General features: G+C 64.6%; 28 protein-coding genes. 24 read left to right on the top strand and 4 right to left on the bottom strand.

Features of this window, described 5'->3' with window-relative positions; all coding sequences use genetic code 11:
* Position 1 precedes the first annotated feature (1 nt).
* The 4 genes from AC04SF_RS27955 to motA are packed head-to-tail and all read right to left on the bottom strand — an operon-like array spanning position 2 to position 3,318.
* On the bottom strand, positions 2 to 1,012 hold the full coding sequence (locus AC04SF_RS27955; protein ID WP_488480390.1) for a flagellar motor switch protein FliG: 1,011 nt from the start codon (positions 1,010 to 1,012) through the stop codon (positions 2 to 4).
* Positions 1,013 to 1,058: 46 nt separating this feature from the next.
* Positions 1,059 to 1,445: a flagellar motor switch protein FliN gene (gene fliN / locus AC04SF_RS27950; protein ID WP_015315922.1), complete on the bottom strand. Its 387-nt coding sequence runs from the start codon at positions 1,443 to 1,445 to the stop codon at positions 1,059 to 1,061.
* Between the two features lie 17 nt (positions 1,446 to 1,462).
* Complete coding sequence (locus AC04SF_RS27945; protein ID WP_488480470.1) at positions 1,463 to 2,410, bottom strand: FliM/FliN family flagellar motor switch protein; 948 nt, start codon at positions 2,408 to 2,410, stop codon at positions 1,463 to 1,465.
* A gap of 32 nt (positions 2,411 to 2,442) precedes the next feature.
* On the bottom strand, positions 2,443 to 3,318 hold the full coding sequence (gene motA / locus AC04SF_RS27940) for a flagellar motor stator protein MotA (RefSeq protein ID WP_488480389.1): 876 nt from the start codon (positions 3,316 to 3,318) through the stop codon (positions 2,443 to 2,445).
* A 156-nt stretch (positions 3,319 to 3,474) separates the two neighbouring features.
* Here motA and AC04SF_RS27935 point away from each other — a divergent pair, with 156 nt between their 5' ends.
* From AC04SF_RS27935 to AC04SF_RS27820, 24 genes are all read left to right on the top strand, one after another.
* Positions 3,475 to 4,602: a DUF1217 domain-containing protein gene (locus AC04SF_RS27935; RefSeq protein WP_488480388.1), complete on the top strand. Its 1,128-nt coding sequence runs from the start codon at positions 3,475 to 3,477 to the stop codon at positions 4,600 to 4,602.
* Between the two features lie 2 nt (positions 4,603 to 4,604).
* Positions 4,605 to 5,330, top strand: a complete 726-nt coding sequence (gene flgF / locus AC04SF_RS27930) for a flagellar basal-body rod protein FlgF (RefSeq protein ID WP_096449806.1) — start codon at positions 4,605 to 4,607, stop codon at positions 5,328 to 5,330.
* Position 5,331: 1 nt separating this feature from the next.
* Positions 5,332 to 6,732: a flagellar protein export ATPase FliI gene (fliI, locus tag AC04SF_RS27925; RefSeq protein WP_488480387.1), complete on the top strand. Its 1,401-nt coding sequence runs from the start codon at positions 5,332 to 5,334 to the stop codon at positions 6,730 to 6,732.
* Positions 6,713 to 7,549, top strand: a complete 837-nt coding sequence (locus AC04SF_RS27920) for a hypothetical protein (protein WP_488480386.1) — start codon at positions 6,713 to 6,715, stop codon at positions 7,547 to 7,549. Before fliI ends, AC04SF_RS27920 begins: the two co-directional genes overlap by 20 nt.
* A gap of 86 nt (positions 7,550 to 7,635) precedes the next feature.
* On the top strand, positions 7,636 to 8,016 hold the full coding sequence (flgB, locus tag AC04SF_RS27915; RefSeq protein WP_096449812.1) for a flagellar basal body rod protein FlgB: 381 nt from the start codon (positions 7,636 to 7,638) through the stop codon (positions 8,014 to 8,016).
* A 1-nt stretch (position 8,017) separates the two neighbouring features.
* A complete protein-coding gene (gene flgC, locus AC04SF_RS27910; protein ID WP_027045477.1) occupies positions 8,018 to 8,434 on the top strand; it encodes a flagellar basal body rod protein FlgC in 417 nt (138 codons plus the stop codon).
* Positions 8,431 to 8,754 carry a flagellar hook-basal body complex protein FliE gene (fliE, locus tag AC04SF_RS27905; RefSeq protein WP_172224748.1) on the top strand — a complete coding sequence of 108 codons (324 nt, stop codon included), beginning with the start codon at positions 8,431 to 8,433 and terminating at the stop codon, positions 8,752 to 8,754. The genes flgC and fliE overlap by 4 nt, the downstream gene beginning before the upstream one ends.
* A gap of 11 nt (positions 8,755 to 8,765) precedes the next feature.
* Positions 8,766 to 9,554, top strand: coding sequence for a flagellar basal-body rod protein FlgG (flgG, locus tag AC04SF_RS27900; RefSeq protein WP_096449814.1), 789 nt, complete (start codon positions 8,766 to 8,768; stop codon positions 9,552 to 9,554).
* A gap of 6 nt (positions 9,555 to 9,560) precedes the next feature.
* A complete protein-coding gene (flgA, locus tag AC04SF_RS27895; protein WP_488480385.1) occupies positions 9,561 to 10,085 on the top strand; it encodes a flagellar basal body P-ring formation chaperone FlgA in 525 nt (174 codons plus the stop codon).
* Positions 10,082 to 11,323 (top strand): flagellar basal body P-ring protein FlgI, encoded by a 1,242-nt coding sequence (locus AC04SF_RS27890; protein ID WP_095199332.1) that lies wholly within the window; start codon positions 10,082 to 10,084, stop codon positions 11,321 to 11,323. The genes flgA and AC04SF_RS27890 overlap by 4 nt, the downstream gene beginning before the upstream one ends.
* 3 nt (positions 11,324 to 11,326) lie before the next feature.
* Entirely contained in the window at positions 11,327 to 11,908 is a 582-nt protein-coding gene (locus AC04SF_RS27885; RefSeq protein ID WP_488480384.1) for a MotE family protein, read from the top strand.
* Positions 11,905 to 12,612 (top strand): flagellar basal body L-ring protein FlgH, encoded by a 708-nt coding sequence (flgH, locus tag AC04SF_RS27880; protein WP_488480383.1) that lies wholly within the window; start codon positions 11,905 to 11,907, stop codon positions 12,610 to 12,612. Before AC04SF_RS27885 ends, flgH begins: the two co-directional genes overlap by 4 nt.
* A gap of 20 nt (positions 12,613 to 12,632) precedes the next feature.
* Positions 12,633 to 13,127, top strand: coding sequence for a flagellar basal body-associated FliL family protein (locus tag AC04SF_RS27875; RefSeq protein ID WP_095199334.1), 495 nt, complete (start codon positions 12,633 to 12,635; stop codon positions 13,125 to 13,127).
* Positions 13,124 to 13,855, top strand: a complete 732-nt coding sequence (gene fliP / locus AC04SF_RS27870) for a flagellar type III secretion system pore protein FliP (protein ID WP_095199335.1) — start codon at positions 13,124 to 13,126, stop codon at positions 13,853 to 13,855. The genes AC04SF_RS27875 and fliP overlap by 4 nt, the downstream gene beginning before the upstream one ends.
* Positions 13,856 to 14,100: 245 nt before the next feature.
* Positions 14,101 to 15,093 (top strand): flagellin N-terminal helical domain-containing protein, encoded by a 993-nt coding sequence (locus AC04SF_RS27865; RefSeq protein WP_096449824.1) that lies wholly within the window; start codon positions 14,101 to 14,103, stop codon positions 15,091 to 15,093.
* A 277-nt stretch (positions 15,094 to 15,370) separates the two neighbouring features.
* Positions 15,371 to 16,441 carry a flagellin N-terminal helical domain-containing protein gene (locus tag AC04SF_RS27860; protein ID WP_488480382.1) on the top strand — a complete coding sequence of 357 codons (1,071 nt, stop codon included), beginning with the start codon at positions 15,371 to 15,373 and terminating at the stop codon, positions 16,439 to 16,441.
* Positions 16,442 to 16,572: 131 nt separating this feature from the next.
* Entirely contained in the window at positions 16,573 to 18,093 is a 1,521-nt protein-coding gene (fliF, locus tag AC04SF_RS27855) for a flagellar basal-body MS-ring/collar protein FliF (protein WP_488480381.1), read from the top strand.
* A gap of 3 nt (positions 18,094 to 18,096) precedes the next feature.
* Positions 18,097 to 18,717, top strand: a complete 621-nt coding sequence (locus AC04SF_RS27850; RefSeq protein ID WP_096449830.1) for a hypothetical protein — start codon at positions 18,097 to 18,099, stop codon at positions 18,715 to 18,717.
* A complete protein-coding gene (locus AC04SF_RS27845) occupies positions 18,714 to 20,090 on the top strand; it encodes a MotB family protein (protein WP_488480380.1) in 1,377 nt (458 codons plus the stop codon). The genes AC04SF_RS27850 and AC04SF_RS27845 overlap by 4 nt, the downstream gene beginning before the upstream one ends.
* Positions 20,087 to 21,457 carry a chemotaxis protein MotC gene (locus tag AC04SF_RS27840; RefSeq protein ID WP_488480379.1) on the top strand — a complete coding sequence of 457 codons (1,371 nt, stop codon included), beginning with the start codon at positions 20,087 to 20,089 and terminating at the stop codon, positions 21,455 to 21,457. Before AC04SF_RS27845 ends, AC04SF_RS27840 begins: the two co-directional genes overlap by 4 nt.
* The gene (gene fliK / locus AC04SF_RS27835) at positions 21,454 to 22,827 is read left to right on the top strand and encodes a flagellar hook-length control protein FliK (protein ID WP_488480378.1); all 1,374 of its coding nucleotides are present in this window, start codon (positions 21,454 to 21,456) and stop codon (positions 22,825 to 22,827) included. The genes AC04SF_RS27840 and fliK overlap by 4 nt, the downstream gene beginning before the upstream one ends.
* The gene (locus tag AC04SF_RS27830; RefSeq protein ID WP_488480469.1) at positions 22,757 to 23,344 is read left to right on the top strand and encodes a transglycosylase SLT domain-containing protein; all 588 of its coding nucleotides are present in this window, start codon (positions 22,757 to 22,759) and stop codon (positions 23,342 to 23,344) included. Before fliK ends, AC04SF_RS27830 begins: the two co-directional genes overlap by 71 nt.
* A 224-nt stretch (positions 23,345 to 23,568) precedes the next feature.
* Positions 23,569 to 24,237, top strand: coding sequence for a response regulator transcription factor (locus tag AC04SF_RS27825; protein WP_488480377.1), 669 nt, complete (start codon positions 23,569 to 23,571; stop codon positions 24,235 to 24,237).
* Between the two features lie 79 nt (positions 24,238 to 24,316).
* Positions 24,317 to 25,576 (top strand): flagellar hook protein FlgE, encoded by a 1,260-nt coding sequence (locus AC04SF_RS27820; protein WP_202352824.1) that lies wholly within the window; start codon positions 24,317 to 24,319, stop codon positions 25,574 to 25,576.
* Positions 25,577 to 25,588: the final 12 nt, after the last annotated feature.

Genomic DNA, 25,588 nt, shown 5'->3' with positions numbered 1-25,588 from the left:
CTTAGGCAGCGTTCTGCGACGAGGGGAGTTCGAATGCGCCTTCGCGCGACAGCCGGATGGTGGTCGTCACGATGGTCTTGCGCGCCGCCTGTATGTCGGCGGCGGGAACGCCTTCCGACCCTTGGCCGAGTTCGGCTTCTATCATGCGGCGCGACCGCGCGCCGATCGCCGACAGCACCGCTTCGGCGAGCGCCGCCGACGTGCCGCGTAACGCCAGCGTGACGAGCTCGGTCGACAGCCCGTCGAACAGAAGCACGCGCGCCTTCTGGGTGAGCAGCGGCAGATCGTCGAAAGCAAACAGGCGGGCTCGCACACCGTCGAGGTCGGGCGTGCCGGCGGCTTCCAGGTCCTGCATGACCTCCTCGAGCAGCGGCTTGTCCAGCTCGTTGAGCACGCTGGCGACGCGCGCCTGCCCGGCCGAAGTGTCCTTGGTCGAGGTTTCCGCCAGCACGCTGGCGCGCAGCCGGTTCTCGACGATCCTGGTAGCGGCGGCCGGAACATTGGCCATCGTCACCATGCGCTTGATGATTTCGCCGCGCATCGGCTTCGTCAGCGTCAAAAGCACGCTCGCCGCCGCCTGCGGCGCCAGCTTTGACAGCACCATGGCCGCCGTCTGCGGATGTTCGCCGGCCAGGAAAGCACCCAGCCGCGAAGGTTCGAGCTTTTCGAGATCGGGCCATATCGGCGGCGGCCCTTCGGGTGCCGCCTCCGGCTTCTTGTTGCCCATGATGGCGCTCATCTCTTCGGGCGACAGCGATTCGTTGAGGATGGTATCCATCCTGTCGGCGGAATCGAGCAGGCCAGCACCCTCGGTGAACTCGGCCTCGAATTCGGCGACGATGCGCTCGAGATCGCTCTGCGGGATGGTCCTGAGCAGCCGCGCGCCCTCGATCAGCGCCTTCAGCTCTTCCTGCTTGAAGAATTTCAGGAGGCGGCTGGCGGACGGCTTGCCCATCGCCACCAATATGGCGGCCGCCTTCTGCGCGCGCGTCAGGGTCGTCAGCGGCGTCATGCTGCCTCTCGCCTCCGCTGCAACCGGCAAGCCCCACCAGCCATGTCTAGGCGCCCTTCGTGCCGGCGATGATTTCAGTCAGCCTGATGCCGAAGCGCGAGGGGTCGCTTTCGAGCACGGTGATCTCGCCGCGCGCGATCTTGCGGCCGTTGACCACGACATCGACCGGTTCCCCGATGCGGCGGTTGAGCGCCACGGTCGAGCCCTTCTGCAGCGCCATCAGGTCGGCAACCGCCATCTCGGTGCTGCCGAGGATAATCTGGACATCGACGGGGATGTTCATGATGACGCTGGAATTGGCGCCTGCCGCGGCCCTGAACGCCGCGTCTGGGCGCTGTTCTTCTTCGTGCAGGACCCCGCGCAATTCCTCGATGGCGCGATCGAGCTGCTCGTCCGGCTGGTCGAGCTCTGCTTCCACTTTGGTCTTGGCCATTAATCGTCTCCAAAAGCTCAGGCGCGCCCGGCACCGGCCGGCATGAGCCCATCGATGAAATCTTGCCCGGCATCGAAGGGATGCCTGATTCGGACGGTGTAATTCTGCCCCAGTTTGCCGAACTCGCATACGAACAGCGTCTGGCCGCGGGCGCTGAGGCGTGCCCGTGATTGCGCCGTTTCGTCGAAGTCGATGACTTGGCCCACTTCGAGATTGGCGAGGTCGCCGAGCGTCAGCCGCGCCAGCGGCATGGTGGCTTCGAGCGCCACCGTCGAGCGCATCACCTCTTCCGAAAAGCGCGCGCGCCAACTGGTGCTGTGGTCCTCTTCGCTGACGCTGGCTGTGCCGTCGCGGCCGGCAAGCACGACACGCTGCGGCATCGTCACCGTGATCGAGCCGCTGTCGACCGGCGTCGAGATGCCAAGGACGATGCGGATGGCAGCACCGTCGCGCAGCACATGCCGTCGGGCCTCGATGCCGGACATGGCCCGCGGCACCGGCAGCCGCAGGTCGAGCGAGCGCCGCCCCGATCCGTTCAGCGCCTGCGCCACCTCCTGGAACACCATGGTCGAGACATCGGCCTCGATCTGCGACAGGTCGCGCTCGATCGGCGACGCCGGCATATCCGGATCGCCGCCAAACAGCGTGGAGACCAGGATCGCGATCGCGGCAGTGTCGATGACGAGCGTCATCGCATCCGAGGATGCCGGCGAGCCGACGATTGTCATGGCGAAATTATCGCCGGCGCGCGAGCGCGCCTCGGGGACGCGGCTGACTTCGACGGCCCTAAGGTCGACGATCACGGGAACGCCAAGCTCGCTCGCGAGCCCCTTCTGCAGCAGCGGCACGGCGCGCTCGGCCATGGCACGGCCGGCATCGATGACCTGGTCGGCCTCGCCGCTGTCGCCGACCAGACGCTCGATGATCAACGAGCGCGCTTGCGCGGGGCTGCCTGGACTGGTCATGACCGTGTCGGCACCGATCTGTCGTGCATCGCTCAAGCGGCCTTCTTCTCGGCGCTGCCGGTGTTCATCGTGCTCTGCTCGACGGCGTCGATGGTCGGCCGCTCATAGGATGAGATGGTCTTGCGACCGAATTCGATCGCCACCTGCGGCAGCGCACCGTTCATGTAGGCGAGCAGCGTCTGCTTGACGATGATGTAGAGGCGGTTCTTCTTCTCGCGCACCGTCTTGATCTTGGTGGCGACGGGCCCAACCACGGCATAGGACAGGAAGATGCCGAGGAAGGTGCCGACAAGTGCCGCGCCGATCAGGCCGCCAAGGATTTCCGGCGACTGGTCGAGTGCGCCCATCGCCTTGACCACGCCGAGCACGGCGGCGACGATGCCCAGCGCCGGCAGGCCGTCGCCGACCGCGACCAGCGCGTGATAGGCCTTCATCTTGTCGGAGCGGATCGTCTGGATCTCCTCATCCATCAGCGCCTCGATCTCATGCGAGCGGGCATTGCCGATGATGATGATACGGCAGTAGTCGCAGATGAAATTCATCAGATCGTGATTCTTGAGCACCGTCGGAAAGGCCTGGAAGATGGCTGATTCTTCTGGATTGTCGATATGCGCCTCGACCTCGCTGCGCGACTTCGAACGCAATTCGCGCATCAGGCTGTGCAGCACGCCGAGCGTTTCCAGATAATCCTGTTCCTTCGGCACCGCCTGCTTGAAGGCCTCGATAATGCCCTTGCCGGTATCCTTGACCGTCTTCATCGGGTTGGCGACCAGGAAGGTACCCAGTGCAGCGCCGCAGATGACCACGGCTTCCCAGGGCTGGACCAGCACGTGCAGATGCCCGCCCATGGCCATGAAGCCGCCAAGGACGCAGCCAAGCGTCACCACAAGTCCAATGAGAATGCCCACGGCAGGTCCTTCCGCATTTCACGTCGGCTGCAAGGGATAGTCCCCGTGCCTTGTGTGAGGCTTGAATCGGGCCTGCCATCAAACCGAATGTCGGGCGATTCAGTTTCGCGCAAGGAAGTGAGGTTATTGTCGCGATATTAAGCTTCGGCCGGAGGCATGACGTTGCTCAGTACCTTTACCAGCTATCAGTTGATCACCAAGGACATCGCCAAGTCTATCGACCGCATCGAGCAGCAGCCGACGGTCGATCGCGACACCCAATATTATCTCGCCAACATCACCAAGGTGAAATCGATCGACGATTTCGTCAACAATGACCGGCTGTTCAAATATGCCATGAAGGCCTATGGGCTCGAGGACATGGATTACGCCAAGGCCTTCATGGTCAAAGCGCTCAAGGAAGGCGTTTCGGATTCCAACAGTTTCGCCAACAAGCTGACCGACAAGCGCTACGCACAGTTCGTCAGCGCCTTCAATTTCGCCGCCAACGGCGCCGACGCCACAATCTACAACAAGGCGCAGCAGCTGGTGACGAAGAATTACGCGACGCAGGCGCAAATCGCCGGCCTCGATCCGAACTCCGACTATGTGAAGGGCGAGACGACCTACTACCTCGCCAACATCACCAAGGTGAAGTCCGTCGACGACCTGATGTCGAACAGCCGGCTCTACACCTATGCCCTGGCCGCATACGGTCTCGACTCGGCGACCGAGGACAAGGACCTGATCAAGCAGGTCCTGCAAAGTAAGGTGAGCGACCCTGCCAGCGTCGCCAACAAGCAGACAAACCCAGCTTACGCGGGACTGGCTTTGGCCTTCAATTTCGAGGCCAATGGCGAGAACGCCACCACCATCAATCCTGCGCAGCAGCCGACCGTCGATAAGTACCTGCGCCAGACCCTTGAGGAGGATGCCGGCCAGACCAATGAGGGCGTGCGGCTGGCGCTCTATTTCCAGCGCAAGGCGCCCGACATCACCAGCTGGTACGACGTGCTGGCCGACACGGCCCTCGCAAGCGTCGTGCGCACCGCGCTGGGTCTGCCTGATTCCTTCGCTACCGCCGACATCGACAAGCAGGCGCAGTTGTTCGAGCAGAAGCTCGACCTCACGGATTTCACCGATCCCGCGAAGCTCACCAAGTTCCTGACCCGCTTCACCAGCATGTACGAGATCAACAACCCGACCTCCACCGCGGTGTCGTCCATCAGCGTCCTCTTCGCCAAACCAGTCACGTCGGGTATTTCCACCGACCTGATGATGGCCATGCAGAAGTTGAAGTTCTGATCATGCAAGACAGTCTCTACGTCGCCCTTTCCGCGCAGATGGCGCTCGAGCGCCGGCTCGACACGATCGCTGACAATGTCGCCAACGCCAACACGGTCGGCTTTCGCGCCACCGGCGTGAAATTCGAGGACATGGTGTCGGGCACCGGGCAGAAATCGGTGTCCTTCGCCTCGTCGGGCAAGACCTATCTTTCGGGCGCCCATGGCCCCCTGACCGAGACCGGCAATCCGTTCGATTTCGCCATCCAGGGCGACGCCTGGTTCGCCATCGACACGCCGGCCGGCACCGTCATGACCCGCGACGGCCGCTTCTCGATGAACGAGAATGGCGAGCTGATGTCGATCGAGGGCCATCCGGTGCTCGACGCCGGCGGCGCGCCGATCCAGCTCGACCCCCGCAACGGCCCGCCCAAGGCCGGCGCCGACGGCTCGCTGCGCCAGAACGATCAACTCGTCGGCTCGATCGGCCTCTACAATTTCGACCCGGGCGAGAATTTCGTGCGTTACGGCAATTCCGGCATCGTACCGGCGCACACCCCCGAGCCGGTCACCGATCGTTCCGATGTCGGCATCGCCCAGGGCTTCGTCGAGGAATCCAACGTCAATCCGGTGCTGGAGATGACCCGGCTGATCATGGTCCAGCGCGCCTTCGAGAACACCGCCGCCCTGATGCGGCAGACCGATTCCTCCACCGACGAGGCGATCAAGACGCTCGGCTCGAAGTCGTAGCATGTCGCTAGACCGGTCCTCCATCCGCGCACCCGAAAGACAGCCCCAGCCGGCGCCGGAGGATCGTCTGGCCGCGTTGGAACGGGTTATCAGGCGTTTCAGCAACGCCGACGAACTGGTCAAGCGTGGCGGTCTCGTCACCGAAGTCACGCCCACGCACTACAAGGTGCGCGGCCTTTCCGATTTCGCCAGGCTGGGCGACATGGTCGAACAGCGCGGCCAGGCTGGCGCGCGCCGCGGCGAGGTCGTCAAGATCAGCCGCGACGAGGTCGTCGTCGCCCCCTTCGAACGCAGCGCCGATGCCGGTATCGGCGACGCAGTGTTCCGCCGGGGACCGCTCGCGGTGGCGCCGCACGGCTCATGGCGCGGCCGCACCATCGACGCGCTCACCCGGGCGATCGATGGCGGCCCGCCGCTGATCAGGGGCGACGACCTGTCGGGCAGCGCCACGACGCCCGGTGCCATGGCACGGCAGCGCGTCGGCACCGCCTTCATGACCGGCGTCAGGGTCATCGACATCTTCACGCCGCTTTGCTTCGGCCAGCGCATGGGCGTGTTTGCCGGTTCGGGCGTCGGCAAGTCGACGCTGCTCGCCATGCTCGCCGGCGCCGACGCGTTCGACACCGTCGTCGTGGCGCTGATCGGCGAACGCGGCCGCGAGGTCCGCGAATTCCTCGAGGACACGATCGGCGACAGCATGGCCAAGACCGTGGCCGTCGTCGCCACCAGCGACGAGAGCGCCATGATGCGCCGGCGCGCGCCCGACACCGCTATGCGCGTCGCCGAGCACTTTCGCGACCAGGGCCACCGCGTGCTCCTGGTGCTGGATTCGATCACCCGCTTCGCCCATGCGTTGCGCGAGGTGGCGACGGGAACCGGCGAGCCGCCGGTCGCCCGCGGCTATCCCGCCTCGGTTTTCACCGAACTGCCCAAGCTGCTCGAGCGCGCCGGACCGGGCGTGGAGGGCAAGGGCTCGATCACCGCCATCATTTCCGTGCTGGTCGACGGCGACGACCACAACGATCCGGTCGCCGATTCCGTGCGCGGCATCCTCGACGGCCATGTCGTGCTCGATCGCGCGATCGCCGAACAGGGCCGCTATCCGCCGGTCAATCCGCTGTCGTCCATATCGCGCCTTGCCGGCAAGGCCTGGAGTGTCGAACAGCGGGCTTTGGTGACGCGGCTGAAGTCGATGATCTCCCGCTTCGAGGACACGCGCGACATCCGCCTGCTCGGTGCCTATCAGGGCGGCGCCGACGCCGAGCTCGACATTGCCGTGCGCCAGGTGCCGCTGATCTACGAGGCGCTGACGCAATCGCCCAGGGACCGCCCGTCGAGCGATCCGTTCTCCGATCTCGCCCGCCATCTCAAGGGAAAGCTGAATGCCGAATCAGGAGACTGAACGCCAGTACACCGAGCGCATCCTGAACGAGATGATCGCCGAGGCGAACGCCGCCGAGGAAGCCCGGGCCGCGGAGGAGAGGGCCGCCAAGGCAAAGGCCGCCAGCGCCATAGCCGCCAAGACCGCGGCTGTTCTGGCCAGGGCCGCCAAGCCGGCTCTACCCAGATCCGAGCCTGTTCTGGCTCAGGCTGCCGTGCCCGCCATGCATGCGGTTCCCCGCGTCGAGCCTGCCGAGATGACGCAGGCAAGCCGCGAATCGCTGATCGACGGCCTGTTTCCGGTCACCGAATGGCCGCAACCGCCTAAGGCGCAGTTTCCAAAATTGAGCAAGAAGCCTGACCGGCGCAGCGACTTCGTCATCGCCGCGCTCGGCGTCACGCTCGGTCTGATCTGCGCGCTGTTTCCCTGGTATATCTTCTTCAACCCGGAGCAGTTCGGCGTTCAGGCGATCAAGTTTGGCGGCACCGGTACCAATTCGGGACGCGAGGGCGGCGGCGTGGTCGCCTCGCGCAGCGCGCCGCTGACCGCCAAGGACCTTCCCAACACCAGCATCGACCTGTTCGCCACGGGAACGGTGCAGGATGACGCCACCCCGGCACAGCCGCCCGGCGACCAGCCCTTCCCGGCCGATGTCGCGAAATTCCGCATGGTCCATGTCGCCAACGGCCGCGCCATGATCGAGGACGACACCGGCCTGTGGATCGTCCAGCGCGGCTCGACGCTGCCGGATTCAAGCACGGTGTCGTCGATCGAGCAGCGCAACGGCAAATGGGTCATGCTGACCAGCACCAACCAGGTGATCCAGCTTTCCAGGTAAGGCCGTCACGGTACGGCCTCGCGGTCGCCCGCAAGGTCCGCGCAAGACTGGCGGCCTAGTCTTTGGGCACATGCCCGGAGATTCCCATGGAGCCTGTTTCCCTTTTCGATCTCGCCGCCAAGCAAGCGCAATGGCTTTCCGTGCGCCAGTCGGCGATCGCCGGCAACATCGCCAACGCCAACACGCCGGGCTACACGGCAAACGATGTCGAGCCCTTCGATAAGGTGCTCGACCGCACCGCGGTGTCGCTGCAGACCACCGAGGCCGGCCATCTCGGCAGCGCCGCGACCAATGCCGGCTTCACCATCAAGCCGCAGGAAGATGACGGCGTGGTGATGCCGTCCAAGAACACCGTCGTGCTTGAAGACCAGCTTCTCAAGGCCGGCGAGGTGCGCCGCTCCTTCGAGCTCAACACAGCGATCGTCAAGGCCTTCCACTCGATGATGATGATGGCGGTGAAGAGCTGATATGGACGCGCTGACCGCAGCCCTGAAAGTCGCAGCATCCGGCCTCGGCGCCCAATCCGAGCGCCTGCGCGTGGTTTCGGAAAATCTCGCCAATGCCCAGTCGACCGGCACCACGCCCGGTGCCGACCCCTATCGCCGCAAGACCATCAGCTTCGTCTCCGAGCTTGACCGGGCCTCCGGCAGTTCGACGGTTGAAGTGAACTCGATCGATCGCGATCCGAGTGACTTTCCCATCGAATTCCAGCCCGGCAACGAGGCCGCCGACGAGAAGGGTTACGTCAAGATGCCCAATGTCAACGTACTGATCGAAATGGCCGACATGACCGAGGCCAACCGCTCCTACGAGGCCAACCTGCAAGTCGTGAAGCAGGCGCGCGACCTCATTTCAATGACCATCGACCTGATGAGGAACCAATGATCGTGAATGGCATCGGCGCGCTTAACCTTAAGCCCGGGCTGGGCGATACGGCGACCGACCTGCTTCAGGGCGGTGTCGCGCCGGCGACAGCCGGCAATCTCGGTACCTCCTTCGCCGAAGCGGTGAGCCAGGCCGCCTCCAAGACCGTCAACACGCTGCAGAATGCCGAGCAGGTGTCGCTCCAGGCGCTCAAGGGCGATGCCGACACCCGCCAGGTCGTCGATGCCGTGATGAGCGCACAGCAGGCGCTTCAGACCGCCGTCGCCATCCGCGACAAGGTCGTCTCGGCCTATCTCGAAGTCAGTCGAATGGGTATTTGAGGAGTTAGGGCATGAAAGCACTTGCCATCGCCGCCACCGGCATGAATGCCCAGCAGACAAATCTGGAAGTCATCGCCAACAACATCGCCAACATCAACACCACCGGCTACAAGCGGGCGCGCGCCGAATTCTCCGACCTGCTCTACCAGGTCGACCGCACGCAAGGCGTGCCCAACCGCTCCAACGCTTCGCTGGTGCCGGAGGGCGTTTCGATCGGCCTCGGCGTCAAGACGACGGCCGTGCGCAACGTGCACACCCAGGGCGAACTGACCAGCACCGGCAACAGTTTCGACATGGCGCTGACCGGCAGGGGCTGGTTCCAGATCGAGGGCGCCGATGGCGGCACGCTCTACACCCGCGCCGGCGCCTTCAACACCAACGCCACCGGCCAGCTGGTGACGGTGGATGGGGCCAATGTCATTCCGGCCATCACAGTACCGGTTAATGCCGTTGAGGTCATCGTCAACAAGACCGGCGAGGTTTTTGCCCGCATCGACGGCCAGACCGCCTTGCAGAGCCTCGGCCAGCTTCAGATCGCCAACTTCGCCAATGAGGCAGGTCTGGCGCCGCTCGGCGACAATCTCTTCCAGGAAACCACGGCATCCGGCCCGGCCAATGTCGGCGTACCCGGCGATCCCGGTTTCGCCAGCATCCAGCAAGGCTACCTCGAGGCTTCCAACGTCGATCCGGTCAAGGAAATCACCGAGCTGATCTCGGCGCAGCGCGCCTATGAGATGAATTCCAAGGTGATCCAGGCCGCCGACGACATGGCCTCCGTCGTTTCCAAGAACATCAGGTAAGGGATGATGGCCATGCCGATCTCCTGCTCCGCATTCCGCCGCACCGCGCTGATCCTGGCGCTGGTGTCCGGCGGCATGCCGGCTTTCGCTCAGGAATCGGCAAATCAATCGGCAACCCAGATCGCCAGCAATCAGCCTGCCGGCGAGGTCGTGCTGATCCCCAACCGTGTCATCTATCCCGGCGAGACCATCGAGCTTGCCGCCCTGAAGCAGGTGACCCTCATCCCGGGCAAGCACAAGCCCGACGCCATGGCGACCCGTGCCGAAGAACTCCAGGGCAAGGTCGCCAAGCGCACGCTGCTGCCCGGCCGTTACATTCCCTCCACCGCCATCCGCGAAGCCTGGCTGGTCGAACAGGGTGCTGCCGTGCAAGTCTTCTTCATCGCCGGCGGACTGACGATATCCGCGACCGCGGTGACCTTGCAGCCAGGCTCGGCCGGCGACCTCATCAAGGTTCGCAACAGCGACAGCGGCAAGATCCTCTCCGGCACCGTGATGGCCGACGGAACCATCCAGGTCAGCGCTTCATGATGCGCCTGCTTGCCCTTCTGCTCGCGGCCACGCTCGGCCTGCAGCCGGCCCTGGCCGACGGCCTGACGCCCAAGGCCAAGCGCGAACTCGCTGCCAGGAATGGCGGCGTCGACAATGATCCGGAATATGATCCGGCCACCACCACCCGCATGTTCCGCGTTTCGCCCGGGCCAAGCTCGCTGCCGCCTGGCCAGGTCGCCTCGCGCATCAAGGACATCGCCCAGCTGCAGAGTTCGCGCGACAACCAGCTCGTCGGTTACGGCCTGGTCATCGGCCTCGCCGGCTCGGGCGACAGCCTGCGCAATTCGCCGTTCACCGAGCAGTCGATCCGCGCCATGTTGGAAAATCTCGGCATCGCCACCGAAGGCGGCAGCGCGCGCGCCAAGAACGTCGCCGCCGTCATCGTCACCGCCAACATGCCGCCCTATGTGCAATCGGGTGCCCGCATCGACATCGACGTCTCCTCGATGGGCGACGCCACCTCGCTTGCCGGCGGCACGCTGATCATGACACCGCTGAAGGCGGCGGACGGCGAAATCTATGCCGTCGGCCAGGGTGCGGTCATCGTTTCCGGCTTCATCGCCCAGGGTCAGGCCCAGCAGTTGACGCAAGGCGTGCCGACCGCCGGCCGGGTGCCGAACGGCGCCATTGTCGAGCGTTCGGTGAAGGCCGAATTCGACGACCAGTCGACGCTGACGCTGCAATTGCGCAATCCCGATTTTTCGACCGCCATCCGCATCGCCGACGCGATCAACGACTATACCAGCCAGCGCTTCGGCATGCGCGTGGCGGGAGAGCGCGATTCCCGCACGGTGCAGATCAGAAGGCCGAAGGGCGTTTCGGCCGCGCGCTTCTATGCCGAGATCGAAAACCTGGTGGTCGAATCCGATACGCCGGCCCGCGTCGTCATCGACGAGCGCACCGGCACCATCGTCATCGGCAACGACGTCAAGATCTCGCGCGTCGCCATCAGCCACGGCACGCTGACGGTGCGCATAACGGAAGCGCCGCGTGTCGTGCAGCCCGAACCCTTCTCCAAGGGCGAAACCGCCGTCGAGCCGTTCACCGCCATCGACGCCAGCCGGCCCAATGGCCGCGTCGCGGTGCTCGACGGGCCAGACCTGCAAACCCTCGTTTCCGGCCTGAACCGCCTCGGCGTCAAGCCGGACGGCATCATTGCCATCCTGCAAGGCATCAAGTCGGCCGGCGCCCTGCAAGCCGATCTGGTTCTCCAATAGGCGATGCCGATGATCCCTCCCCTCTCACCCCATGAAAGACGCCGCGCGACGCTGTTCGCGGCCGCGGTTCTCACGGCCATGTCCGCTGCCAGTGGCGGTGCACACGGCGAGGATGTCGTTCGCCAGGTTCTACCCGGAGCGCAGCCCGCAGCGGCACCGCAGCAACTGACGCGGGAGAAAGCGCCGGATCAAAGCGAGATCGAGCGCTTCTGCTCCAACATCGCCGATGCCGCCCGCGACCGCCGCTATGCCTTGCAGGCCGAGGAGTTGAAGCAGCTGCAGGCCGGCATTGATGAGCGCATGAAGGCGCTGGACGCCAAAAAGGCCGAATACGAGACCTGGCTGAAGCGGCGCGAAGTCTTCCTAGCCCGGGCCGAGGACGGCGTCGTCAAGATCTATGCCGGCATGAAGCCCGATGCGGCGGCCGAACGCCTGGCGATCGTCAACGCCGACCTGGCCGCGGCCATCCTGATGAAGCTCGATCCACGCAAGGCCAGTGTCATTCTCAACGAAATGGACCAGAAGGCGGCGGCGACGCTCACCGGCATCATGGCCAGCGCAGCCCGAAGGGTAGATCCGTCATGATCCGCAGAATGCTCATCCTGTGCGCGGTCGTAGCGCTGTCCGGCTGCGGCACCAATCTTAAGGAGGTCGGCAAGGATCCGGCGATGTCTCCGGTCGGTTCCGGCATCGACGGCGGCAACACGTCGGCCCTCTACAAATACCCCGAGCCACCTCGGGCGCCGGTGAAGAAATTCTCGCTGTGGGACGATCGCCAGAGCCGCCTCTTCACCGATCCCCGGGCGCTCTCGCAGGGCGACATCCTGACCGTCAAGATCAAGATCAACGACCGCGCCAATTTCAAGAACCAGAATGACAGGAGCCGTACCGCCAACCGCAAGCTCGGCTTCGACCTCAGCGCGCAGTGGGACAAGTGGAGCACCGCCGGCAAGGGGGCTGGCTCGTTAAACTCCGCCACGGATACAACGGCCGATGGCGAGATCAAGCGATCGGAAACGCTTGAGCTCAATGTCGCGGCGATCGTCACCGATGTCTTGCCTAACGGCAATCTGATGATCACGGGGTCGCAGGAAGTGCGCGTCAATGCCGAACTGAGGGTGCTGACCATCGCCGGCATCGTGCGGCCGGCCGATATCGGCGCCGAGAACACGATCCCCTACGAACGCATCGCCGAAGCGCGCATCTCCTACGGTGGACGCGGCCGCATCACCGAGATCCAGCAGCCGGCCTACGGCCAGCAGGTTCTCGACCAGGTTCTTCCGTTCTAGGGATTGGAGAACAAAGCACCGTGGCCAATGTCGAACAGCTTCAGCCTCGCAAGGGTCCTTCCCTTGTCGTCCAGGGCGCCGCGCTGCTGGTGGTGACGGCCGCCGCCATCGGCATGGGCTGGATGTCCGGCGGCTATCTCAAGGGCGTCGGCGCGCCGTCATCGGTGCCAGCAGCGCCTGAAAATGAGGGCAAGGTCACCGAACCCGCTGCCGCGCAACAGCCTGGCATGGGGCCCACACTTGTCGCGCTGGCGCCAATCACCACCAACATTGCATCCCCCGCCGACACATGGATCAGGATGGAAGTATCCGTGGTCTACGACGCGCCGCAGCCGCCGGCGATGACGGAGGACATCCATCAGGACCTTCTGGCCTTCGTGCGCACGCTGAAGATGCATCAGGTCGAGGGCGCCAGCGGTTATCAGCACCTGAAAGCCGATATCGAGGAACGCGCCTCGATCCGCAGCCAGGGGCATGCAAAACAGGTTCTCATCAGGACATTGCTGCTCGAATGAAGAAGTTCCTTCTCGCCGCGGCGCTGATCGGCGCCGCCACCTCCGTCGCGGCGGCGCAGCAGCTGGACCTTGGCGGCATCGGCAAGGCCGACGGCACCACCGTCGGCTACATCATCCAGATGTTCGGCTTGCTGACCGTGCTGTCGGTGGCGCCGGGCCTGCTGATCATGGTGACGAGCTTCACCCGTTTCGTCATCGCCTTCTCGATCCTGCGCGCCGGCATCGGCCTGCAGTCGACGCCGGCAAACCTCATCCTGATTTCGCTGTCGCTGTTCATGACCTTCTATGTCATGGCGCCGACCTTCGATCAGGCCTGGAACACCGGCGTCAAGCCGCTGATGGACAACCAGATCAGCCAGACCGAGGCCTTCGAGAAGATCTCGGACCCGTTCCGCACCTTCATGCTGCACAATGTGCGCGACAAGGACTTCGACCTCTTCGCCGATCTCGCCCGCGAGCGCGGCCAGGTCGTTGCCAAAGAAACGGTCGACCTGCGCATCCTGGTTCCTGCCTTCATGATCTCCGAGATCCGCCGCGGCTTCGAGATCGGCTTCTTGATCGTGCTGCCATTCCTGGTCATCGACCTGATCGTCGCCACCATCACCATGGCGATGGGCATGATGATGCTGCCGCCCACCGTGGTGTCGCTGCCGTTCAAGATCCTTTTCTTCGTCCTGATCGACGGCTGGAACCTGCTCGTCGGCAGCCTGGTGCGATCCTTCAACTGACCTCGCCACCTCGGCCCTAAGCGACGACTGCCCGCAAGGATCGCGCAGTGCGCGAGGCGTCGATTTTTTCTCCAATTATTTTTGCTTAACCGTCCAGTTTAGGCCTTTGGTAGGAACTCGCCGCCATAGTCGCTCGCAGATGGCGGGTGACCCAAACGCAACGGTCATTGGCATGATGCCGCTCCGTCATACCGGACAAACCGGTATGTCAAAAAAACACCTGTAAAAACAAGGTACGAGTAGCCATGGCCAGTATCATGACGAACACCGCCGCTTTGACGGCGCTGCAGAGCCTTAACGCCACCCAGAAGAGCCTCGACACCACCCAGTCCCGCATCTCGACGGGCTATCGCGTTTCCCAGGCTTCGGACAACGCCGCCTACTGGTCGATCGCCACCACGATGCGCTCCGACAACCAGGCCATGTCCACCGTTTCGGACTCGCTCGGCCTCGGCGCCTCGAAGGTCGACACCGCCTACACCGGCATGAACAGCGCGATCACCACCATCAACTCGATCCAGCAGAAGCTGACCGCGTCCTACGGCCAGACTGACGCCGCCAAGGAAAAGACCCAGGTGGAAATCGCCGCCCTTCAGGCACAGCTGAAGGGTTACGCCGACTCCGCCACCTTCTCCGGCACCAACATGCTGTCCGTAAACAGCGGCGCGACGGCCACCACCGCTGCGGACGTCAAGGTTGTTTCGGCCTTCAACCGCACCTCCGCCGGCGCGGTTTCGATCTCGACGATCGACGTCAACGTGGAAAGCATCAAGCTGTATGAAGCCGGCACGGCCGCGACGTCGAAGGGCATCCTCGACGCCAACCGGCTCGGCGTCTCCGGCGCCGAGACTGCCACGGCTTCGGCTCCGACCCTGGGTGCTGCCGCTGCGGCCACCGATACCTATTCGGTCGCCAGCCTGTCGATCTTCTCGGGCACCACTGCCGCCAGCGACAGCCAGATCTCGCAGATGATGACCGTCGTCGATGCCGCGCTCAAGGACATGACGACCGCCGCCACCAAACTCGGCGCCGCCAAGAGCTCCATCGACCTGCAGAAGACCTTCACGCAGAGCCTGATGGACTCCATCGATCGCGGCGTTGGCCAGCTCGTCGATGCCGACATGAACAAGGAATCGACCCGCCTCCAGGCTCTGCAGGTTCAGCAGCAGCTCGGCGTCCAGGCGCTGTCGATCGCCAACGGCTCGTCGCAGTCGATCCTGTCGCTCTTCCGCGGCTGATCGCTCTCGAGCGGCTACATCGGACAAACGGGCCGCGCCAAAAGCGCGGCCCGTTTTGCGTTTGCTCCAGCCCCACGCAACCCTCGTTTCTTAACCCTCGAAAGCTAGCCTTTAAGAGGCCGTTAACCATAACGCGCTAGTCATGGTTAACCATAGCTTACAACGGATTGGCGAATCGGCCCGGTCGGGACAACGCCAATCGATGGGCGGGCGAGTGGCTCGCGAGGGCAATGCCGGTTTTTGAGAAAGACCGGCCTGGAAAAAAGGAGCGAGTTTCTTGGCGAGCATCATGACAAACGCTGCGGCGTTGACTGCACTTCAAAGCCTCAACGCCACCAACAAATCGCTTGAGCACACACAGTCGCGGATCTCGACGGGCTACAGGGTCTCCGAGGCCGCCGACAACGCCGCCTACTGGTCGATCGCCACGACGATGCGCTCAGACAACCAGGCGCTGTCGACCGTGCAGGATGCGCTCGGCCTCGGCGCCTCGAAAGTCGACACCGCCTATACCGGCATGAACAATGTTCTGACGTCGATCGGCCAGCTCAAGACCAAGCTGCTTTCCACCGTTGGCCAGACGGACGCCGCCAAGGCAAAGACGCAGACGGAAATCACGACGCTTCAGGCGCAGATGAAGTCCTTTGCCGATGCCGCTACCTTTTCGGGCTCGAATTACCTTTCGGTGACGTCAACGCAGGTCGCTGCCCCTAATGACGGCGTCCAGGCCGACGCCAAGATCGTCTCGTCCTTCAACCGCTCCTCGTCGGGCGCCATCTCGCTCGGAACGATCGACATCAATGTCGAGAGCACGAAACTGTTCGACAACGGCCTCTCCACCGCCGTCAAGAACCAGGGCACGCTCGATCGCAAGACTTCCGTTTACGCGACAGCGGCCGCCCAGACCCTTTACGACAACGCCTATGCGACCGCACTCGCCGGCGGCGCTACGGACATCGCCGCCAACACCGCCGGCCAGACGGCCGCGGGCGCGGTGGTCCCCAGGATCGACAATGTTTCCGCCTTCAATCTCGACATCACGGCAGCAGGCGTGACCGACGACATCATCACCCAGATGATCGGCAAGATCGACAAGGTCATGAGCCAGCTGACCGACCAGGCCACCATCCTCGGCGCTGCCAAGAGCTCCATCGACCTGCAGAAGACCTTCACGCAGAGCCTGATGGACTCCATCGACCGCGGTGTCGGCCAGCTCGTCGATGCCGACATGAACAAGGAATCGACCCGCCTGCAGGCACTGCAGGTGCAGCAGCAACTCGGCATCCAGTCGCTGTCGATCGCCAACAGCTCCTCGCAGTCGATCCTGTCGCTGTTCAAGAACGGCTAATCCAGCCGTAGCCGACGGATACAACTTCCTCCAATTCTCGGGCCGCGCCGCAAGCGCGGCCCGATTTCATTTTCGCACAAGCTTCGAGGGCTAGTGTTCCGGCGGACAATCATGCTGGGAGTCGCTCTATCGTGCCGGAACAGATCCAGAGCATCATCTCGAATCTCCGCGGTTTTGGTGTGAAGCGCCTCGCCATGCTGGCGGGCATCGCCGTTCTGGTGATGGGCGTCATCGGCATCGCCTCGGTCTACCTCAACCGCCCCACGGCGCAGGCGCGCATGCTGCTTGCCGAAAAGGGTCTGCCGACCAGCGCCAATGCCGGCTACGAGCTGTTCGATAATGTCGGCGCGATGGGCCTGACCTCGTTCATGCAGCAGATCACCCGGGTGCGAGCATTGGAGGGCGAGATCGCCCGCACCATCCAGTCCATTTCAGGCATCAAGGCGGCGCGCGTCCACATCGTCATGTCCGAGCGCGCCAATTTCCGCCGCGACGAACAGCAGCCCTCCGCATCGGTGGTCATCCGCTATGCCGGCATCGACGCCGAGAAGAGCGCCCAGTCGATCCGCCATCTCGTCGCCGCCGCCGTGCCTGGCCTGTCGGCCGACAAGGTGACGGTGCTCGATTCCAACGGCAACCTCCTGGCCGCCGGCGATGATCCCTCCAACACCAGCGCGGCCCGCACGCTCGGCGTCGAGCAGACCGTGGAGGCGCAGATCGGCGACAACATCCGCCGCGCGCTCACCCCCTATCTCGGCCCCGACAATTTCCGCGCCAGCGTCAAGGCCGATGTCAACACCGACACCCGCCAGACCGAAGAGACGATCTTCGATCCGGAGTCGCGCGTCGAACGCTCGGTGCAGTCGGTGCGCGCCAATGAGAACAGCAACCAGAAGCAGGCCTCGACCCCGGCCAGCGTCGAGCAGAACCTGCCGGAGACCCAGGCGACCAGCACCGAGGGTCCGCAGACCTCTTCGGCGAACGACCGCAAGGAAGAGATCACCAATTACGAGATCAACTCCAAGAAGATCGCCACCGTCTCCAACGGCTACACCGTCACCAAGATGTCGATTGCCGTCGTCGTCAACCAGGACCGGCTGAAGACGATCCTGGGCAAGGACGCGACCCCGGAGCAGATCGCCAAGCGCGTCGCCGAAATCCAGAAGATGGTCAGTTCCGCCACCGGCTTCGACGACAAGCGCGGCGACGTCATCGACGTCTCGGCGGTCGAATTCATCGACGGGCTGGACGGCGAGGCGATCCCGCAGGCCGGCATGCTGGATTCCATTGGCCAGCACGCCGGCACGCTGATCAACGCCGGCGCTTTCATCGTCGTGGTGTTCCTGGTGGCTTTCTTCGGCCTGCGGCCGATGGCGGCGGCGCTGACGGCAAGAGCGACGCCCGCTCTGTCTGGTCCCAATTTCGATGAAGTCCAGCGTTCGCTGCCGACACCGGAGGCAGCCGCTTCCGCCGATGCGGGGGCCGCCATCGCCGCCTTGCCCGGCTCGCGGTCAGGCGTCACGCCGCTCGATGATCTTCGCCAGAAGATCAGGCCGGCGCCACAAGAGCGGCTTGCCCGCATGGTCGACCTCAATGAGGAGCGCACCGCGCAGATCCTGCGCAAATGGGCGGCCCAGGAAGTCGCGGCGTAAACCATGGCCTCCGCAGCCCTTTTCGATCTTCTCCCTGACTTCGGTACGCGCGCGCCGCGCGTCAGCCAGCCCCAGGCCGCGTCCGAGCACAGACAGGAAGCACCCGCGCCGCAGGCCGATATCGGCACACTGATCGCCGAAGCGGTTGCCCAGGCGGAGGCAGCGCTGGCGGAACGGCTCGTCGCTGCCCATGACGCGGCGCTGGAAGCGGAGCGCCAGGCGAATGCCGAGGAAGCAAGGATCTTTCTCGAAAGCTTCGGCGGCGATATCGGCAAGGCGGTCTCGCTGCGCATCGACGCGATGGAGACGCACGTGACGGACCTCGTCGCCGCCACGGTCGCCCGCATCATCGGCGGCGTTGTCAGCGACGATCTGCAGAAGCGCTCGCTCGAGGCGCTCGCCGGCGCAATTCGCGAGGCCGTCGGCGATGGTGAAGCGGTGCGCATCGCAATCCGTGGGCCGCTGTCGCTGTTCGAAACGCTGAAGACATCGCTTGGGCCGCGCGCTGCAAATCTCGACTTCATCGAGGCGCCCGGCTTCGACCTGACGGTGACCATTGACGAGGCCGTGTTCGAGACCCGCATCGCCGAATGGTCGGCAACCCTTTCCGAGGTTCTGTCATGAGTGTCGCCGAGGCCGATCACGGCAGGCACGAGATCATCATCGTGCGGCGGGCTCATGACGACCACGACGAAGCCCATCACGGTGGCGTCTGGAAGATCGCCTTCGCCGACTTCATGACCGCGATGATGTGCTTCTTCCTGGTGATGTGGCTGATCAACGCCGCAAACGAACAGACCAAGGCGGCCGTCGCCAGCTACTTCAACCCGGTCAAGCTCGTCGACCGTGAGTCGAGCCGCAAGGGGCTGGAGGATCTCGGCAATGGGCCGCGCGCGGTCGGGATGACGGCCGACGACCCGCAGGAGGCGACAAAAAAGTCCGGACAGGACGGCATCGGCGCGGCAGGCTCATCCAACCGCAAGCAGGACAAGCAGGAGCCGAACAAGGCTGAGCAGTCGGATGAGCATCTGTTCGCCGACCCTTACGCGGTGCTCTCCGAAATCGCCACCGACACCGGCGTCATGCAGAATGTCAGCCAGAAGGGCGACGGCGGCGCGCAGAACGCCGGTCCGGCGACGGGCGCCTCCGGCGGCGCGTCCTACCGCGATCCTTTCGAGCCGGATTTCTGGTCGCAGCAGGTCGCGGCACCCGCCGCCGAGGCGAGTGCCCAGCGCCCCAAGATCGAGGGCGATCCGCTCAAATCAGGTGACAAGGCCGCGCAGACGCAGGTCGCCAAGGTCAAGGCCGTGCCACCGGCGCCGCCCGTCAAGGATGCCCCGCTCGAGCCCCTGGCCGCGGATGGCAAGGCCGCCGCGACGATGGCCAAGGCCGGCGAAACCAAAGCCAGCGAAACCAAGGCTAATGAGGCCAAGGCTGGAGACGGCAAGGCCCCGGCTGCCGCCAAGGCGGATGCCGCCGCAGCCGAGCAAGAGACAACCCCGCCTGAAGCCGCGGAAAAGCCGGCGACCGCCGCTGCCGTGAAGGCGGCGGCCGACGTCAAGCGGCAACTGGCCGATGCCTTCAAGCCCGGCGACAAGCTGCATGACGGCGTCTCGGTCGAAGCCACCGACAAGGGCGTCGTCATCTCGATCACCGATCAGCTCGACTTCGGCATGTTCGAAGTCGGGTCGGCGGTGCCGAGCCGCGAACTGGTGCTGGCGATGGAAAAGATCGGCCGCATCGTCAACAGCCAGAAGGGCACCATCAGCATCAACGGCCACACCGATGCGCGCCCGTTCCGCAGCGCAAGCTACGACAATTGGCGGCTGTCAACGGCGCGTGCGCATTCCGCCTACTACATGCTCGTGCGCGGCGGCGTCGACGAACGCCGCATCACCGAGGTCGCCGGCTTCGCCGACCGCCAGCCGAAGGATCCGGCCGACCCCATGTCGGCGGCCAACCGCCGCATCGAGATCCTGATGACGAGCGGCGGATGATGCGGGCGGCCGTGACCAGCCGGCTGATGGGCCTGTTGCTGCTGGCCGCGGGATATCCGTCGGCCGGCTTCGCCCAGGATACGCTGCAGCCTTACCAGCTGGTGCGCTCGCTGCAGCTCGTCCAGGACCGCATCGCCGCCGGCGATCACGCCGCCATGCCGATGCAGGCCAAGCTGCTGGAGATGACCGATACGCGCCTGCGCGAAGCGGATGCGGAGGACTTCAAGGACCCCAAGAATTTTCGCGCGCTGCTGGTTTACGGCATGAGCGGCGGCAATCCGGTGACCGTCGAGGCGGCCGTGTCGCGCGCCACCACGGATCCGGGCAGCCTTGCCATCGCCAAGGGTGTGATCGATTATCTGAACGGTCGGCCCGGCGCAGCGATCGAAGCCCTGAGGCCGATCGATCCGATGACACTGCCCGCCGATCTCGGCGCGTTCCTTGCCCTGGTCAAAGGGTCGTTGCTTGCCGGTGATCAGCCGGCGGCGGCGCTCACGCTGCTCGACGAGGCCAGGCTGCTCAGCCCTGGCACATTGGTCGAGGAGGCGGCCCTGCGGCGCTCGATCGGCATCGCCGTGACACAAGGCGACGCGGTACGGTTCGCGCTTGCCTCCACCCAGTATGTCGAGCGCTACCTCTATTCGCCCTATGCCAGCCAATTCGCCGATTCCTTCGTCTCCGGCGTCATCACGCTGCACATGTCGATCAGCCAGGACAAGCTGGCCGATATCACCGCGATGATGGATCCCGAGCGCGAGAAGGTGATCTATCTGCGCATCGCCCGCCGCGCCGCGATCGACGGCCTCAGTGACTTGTCGGCCTTCGCTTCTGCTCGGGCCCAACACGGCCGCGATGGCAACACCAATCAGGGCGATCCGCGCGCCGAGCTTTACTCCAGCCTGTCCACGGTGACTTCGGACACGATCGAGGACGTGCGCACCAAGCTCGGCAAGATCGACCGCAGCAAGCTGTCGGACGGTGACCGTGCCCTGCTCGATGCCGCCCAGGCCATCGCCGGTGAGGTGGTGGCGCCGCCTGCTTCCCTTCCAGCCGCAAGTCCCGCGCCTGCCGACGCTGCGCCGCAGCTCAAACCCGAGGTCGCCGCCGCGCAGGCCGCCGACGAGGCCGGATTGCCGCCCGTTGAGGGTGCCGTCGCCGAACAGCCTGCCGTCGCGCCGTCCGGTGGGACTGCGGCCGCTGCCCCGAATGCGCCGGCGCCTTCAGCCGATTCGGCGGCGGTCCTGCCGGCATCGGCGCCGGCAAGCTCTGCCGGTCCCGACACCACCGATCCGACCGACGCCGCCATGATGAAAACCCGTCGACAGCTCGACCTGATCGACCAGATGCTTGGAGCCGCCCCGAAATGACCCCCAGCCTCGGCCCGGCCCTGCCAGGATTTACCGCCGCACGCACGGCGGAGCAGCCGGCTACGCCCGGCAAGAAGGATGATGCCGGTTTCGGCAGGCTGGTGCATGACGGCGCCAGCCAGGCGGAAAAGCAGCCGGCCACCGAGGCCGGCGGGCGCGATGCGCGTTGGAGCAAGCTAGCCGCCGGTCTTGCGGCACAGGCAGGCGAGGACGAACCGCTGCCGCCCGGCAAAGGCAGGACCACGCCGACCGGATCGACGGCTGCGAAGTCCACGAAGGACGGCAAGGACGTTGGGGCGGACGAGGACACCGATACCGAAACGCCGGCGACCGACGCCGGCGCAACGCCGCTCGACGACCATTTGCCTCTGCTGATGGCGTTTCATGATCTGCGCCATTTCTCGACATCGGCCAAGTCAGCCGATGCAAGCGAGGCCGGACAGGAACCGGCGCTCAGCGGGCAGGTCCTGCCGAAGGCCTATCGGGCGATATCCGCCGCTGGGCAGGACGACCTCGAACCGATGCCGAAGCCCGAGCGGGTCTCGCTCGTCGACGGACCGCTGACGACGCTTGAGTCCGCCCGCGACGCAAGCGCCGGCACTGGCGCGCCACGGCGTGACAATGCAATCGCCGCCAGCCTGCTACCCGAGACGGCGGCCGCCGAGGTGCCGGGCGTTGAACCGAAGCAGGCGGCGCCGCAGCTGAAATCCATCGCCGACGTCCAGTCCTCGCTGCGGTCGGAGCCAGGAAAACAGCTGTCGGCGCAGCCGCGCGTCGACGTGGTTTCCGAGCGCAGCTTCCCTGCCCCGCCGCAGGCGCCGATCAGTCAGGCAGCACTCAACGTAATCAATGCCGTAGCGGCCGATGTTAGCCCTCAGCAGGCGTTTTCGACAGCCGCCGCGGCCAGCCAGCTGGCCGGCTCTGTTGCCGTTCCGACACATGTGTTGAAGATCGAACTTCACCCGGCCGAACTGGGCATGGTCACGGCCCATCTTCGCCTCTCCGGAGAACAACTCTCGATTGAACTCAAGCCCGAAACACACGACGCCTACCGCCGGCTTTCCAGCGACAGCGAAGCAATCGTCAAGTCGCTGCGCGGGCTGGGCTTCGAGGTCGATAAGGTCACCATCATGCAACCGTCAGTCGCTGTTCCGGCTACAACCCGGACGGATGCAACCGCCACTCTCACCACTGCACCTGGCCGCGAGCAGTCTGCCTTTCAGCCCGGGAACTCCAGCGGCGGCAACGGCGGAGCCGGCGGTCAGCAACCAGGCCAACAGTTCGCAAGGGGCAACCATGATGACGCGCAAGCACTCGGCCGCGCCGCTTCGCCTTCTCGCGAGCGCGCTGGCGGCGATATGTTTATCTAGCCTCGCCAACGCCGCGGCTGCCGCCACCAATCCCTGCGAGCCCGAGATCCTGCGCGCCGCCGATCGCTATGGCGTGCCCGCCGGCATCCTTTATGCCGTCGGCCTGACCGAGACCGGCAACAAAGGCAGCCTTCAGCCTAATGCATTGAATATAGAAGGAAAAGCGGTCTTCCCAAAGAGCCGGGCCGAAGCGCTTGCCACCTTCGCCAATGCGCAGCGCGAGGGCAAGACGCTGATCGATCTGGGCTGCATGCAGATCAACCATCACTATCATTCCGCGCATTTCCGCAGCGTCGAGGATATGCTCGACCCGCGCCAGAACGTCGACTACGCGGCGCGCTTCCTGGCCAGCCTCCATGCCCGCCACGAAACCTGGTCAATGGCCGTCGCCCGCTATCATGCCGGTCCCGACAACGACCCGGCGCAGAAGGTCTATGTCTGCCGGGTGATTGCCAACATGGTCGCCACCGGTTTCGGCAAGTGGACAACCAACGCCCGCGCCTTCTGCAACCCGTAAGCGTATTTTCTGCTTCTAATACGCCCACCGCGCTGCTCTGGGGTTACCGGTTCGACTTGCCCAGAACTTGCCACGCCAAGCATATCTGGTTGCACGCTAATGCAACCGGCGCGATTCCAGACTCCCAAGAAACTAGTTACAAGAAATGACGGTTGTTCAGGATTCTCGCCAGCGGTTACGCCTTTCTCCACGGGGCAGATGTGCTGATTCGGAAGGCGGGGCCGATGATCGTGATCGTTGACGAGCGAGAGCTCGTAACTGAGGGATACAATTCACTTTTTGATCGCGAGGGCGTCGCCTGCGCAGGCTTCGCGCCCGGCGAATTCGGCGAGTGGGTGAACTCGGCCGCCGACATCGATCTGCGTTCGGTGCGCGCCTTCCTGATCGGCGACTGCCGTGACGGCGCCATCTCTCCGCGGCAGATCCGAGACCGCACCGGCGCTCCGGTCATTGCGCTCAGCGAGCAGCATTCCCTGGAAAACACGCTGCGGTTGTTCGAGAGCGGCGTCGACGATGTCATCCGCAAACCGGTCCACATCCGCGAGATCCTGGCCCGCATCACCGCCATCCGCCGTCGCGCCCATGAGGATGTTGCCTACACCGAGATCGGCGCCATGCGCATCTTCATGGACGGCCGCGACCCCGAGATCGACGGCCAGCCGCTGCCCTTACCGCGCCGCGAGCGCCGCATCCTCGAATATCTGGCGAGCAACCGCGGCCGCCGCGTCACCAAGACCCAGGTCTTCAACGCCATCTACGGCATTTTCGACGAAGAGGTCGAAGAGAACGTGGTGGAAAGCCACATCAGCAAATTGCGCAAGAAACTGCGCGAGAAGCTGGGCACAGACCCGATCGATTCCAAACGCTTCCTCGGCTACCGGCTCGTCTTCTGATGCAGCACCGCGCCAGCCTCGCGCAAGACAGGACGCGTAGCCTCGCTGCCAGTGGCATGGATATTGCGGAGACATCTCGATGAGCCTCTACGGAATGATGCGGACCGGCGTTTCCGGCATGAACGCCCAGGCCAACCGCCTGTCGACAACAGCGGACAACATCGCCAATTCCGACACCACCGGCTACAAGCGATCCTCCGCCGAGTTCTCGACGCTGATCATGCCGTCGACGGGCGGCGCCTACAATTCCGGCGGCGTCACCACGACGATCCGCCAGGCGGTCAGCGATCCGGGCGTGCTGCAATACACCACCTCTGTCTCCGACCTCGCCGTCAGCGGTGACGGCTTCTTCGTCGTCCAGGACCCGAGCGGCACTCCTTTCCTGACCCGTGCCGGCGCCTTCGTTCCCGATGCACAGGGCAGGCTGGTCAACGCGGCCGGCTTCCAGCTGATGGCCTACAGCTTCGCCAATGGCGTGCCGGCGGCGACGGTGAACGGTTTCGAAGGCCTGGAGCCGGTTGTCATCTCCGACCAGGGATTGACCGCGACCCCGAGCACCACGGGTAGTTTCAGCGGCAATCTGCCGGCGGGTGCGACACCGGTCGTCGCCGCCAACCTGCCCTCCACCAATTCGGCAGGCGCGCAATACACCTCGAAATCGTCGATGGTTGCCTACGACAATCTCGGCAACAAGAAGCTGCTCGACGTCTATTTCACCAACACCGGCACCGGCACCTGGGAAGTGTCGGTCTTCGATCAGTCGAAGGCCACGGCCGGAACATCGTTCCCCTACGCCGCCGGCGGCTCACTCGGCACGGCCAACCTGACCTTCGACACCACCACCGGCAAGCTGACCGGCGCCACCACCGGCGTTACCTTTACCGTGCCGGGCGGCGCCAGCCTCAACCTCGACCTGTCGACACTGACCCAGCTCGGCACCGGCTTCACCGTTACCGACGCGCAAGTCAACGGCAACGCGCCGAGCACCATCGACAAGGTGCAGATCAGCAAGGATGGCACCATCTACGCCCAGTACAAGGACGGGTCCACCAAGCCGCTCTACAAGATCCCGCTGGCCGACGTGCAGAGCCCGGACCAGCTCAAGGCGCTCCCCGGCAACGTCTACGCGCAAGGCACCGAATCCGGCGCGGTCCGTGTCGGCTTTGCCAATGAAGGCAAGGCCGGTTCGATCATCTCCGGCGCGCTCGAAAATTCCAATGTCGATATCGCCGAGGAATTGACCGACATGATCGCGGCGCAGCGCAGCTACACCGCCAATTCGAAAGTCTTCCAGACCGGTTCCGACCTGATGGACGTCCTTGTCAACCTGAAGAGATAAACCGGGCCTGGC

This window comes from Mesorhizobium sp. CNPSo 4671 (genome assembly GCF_057784245.1).
Note: the sequence above shows the minus strand (reverse complement) of the source record. Positions and strands in the feature narration are given on the sequence as shown.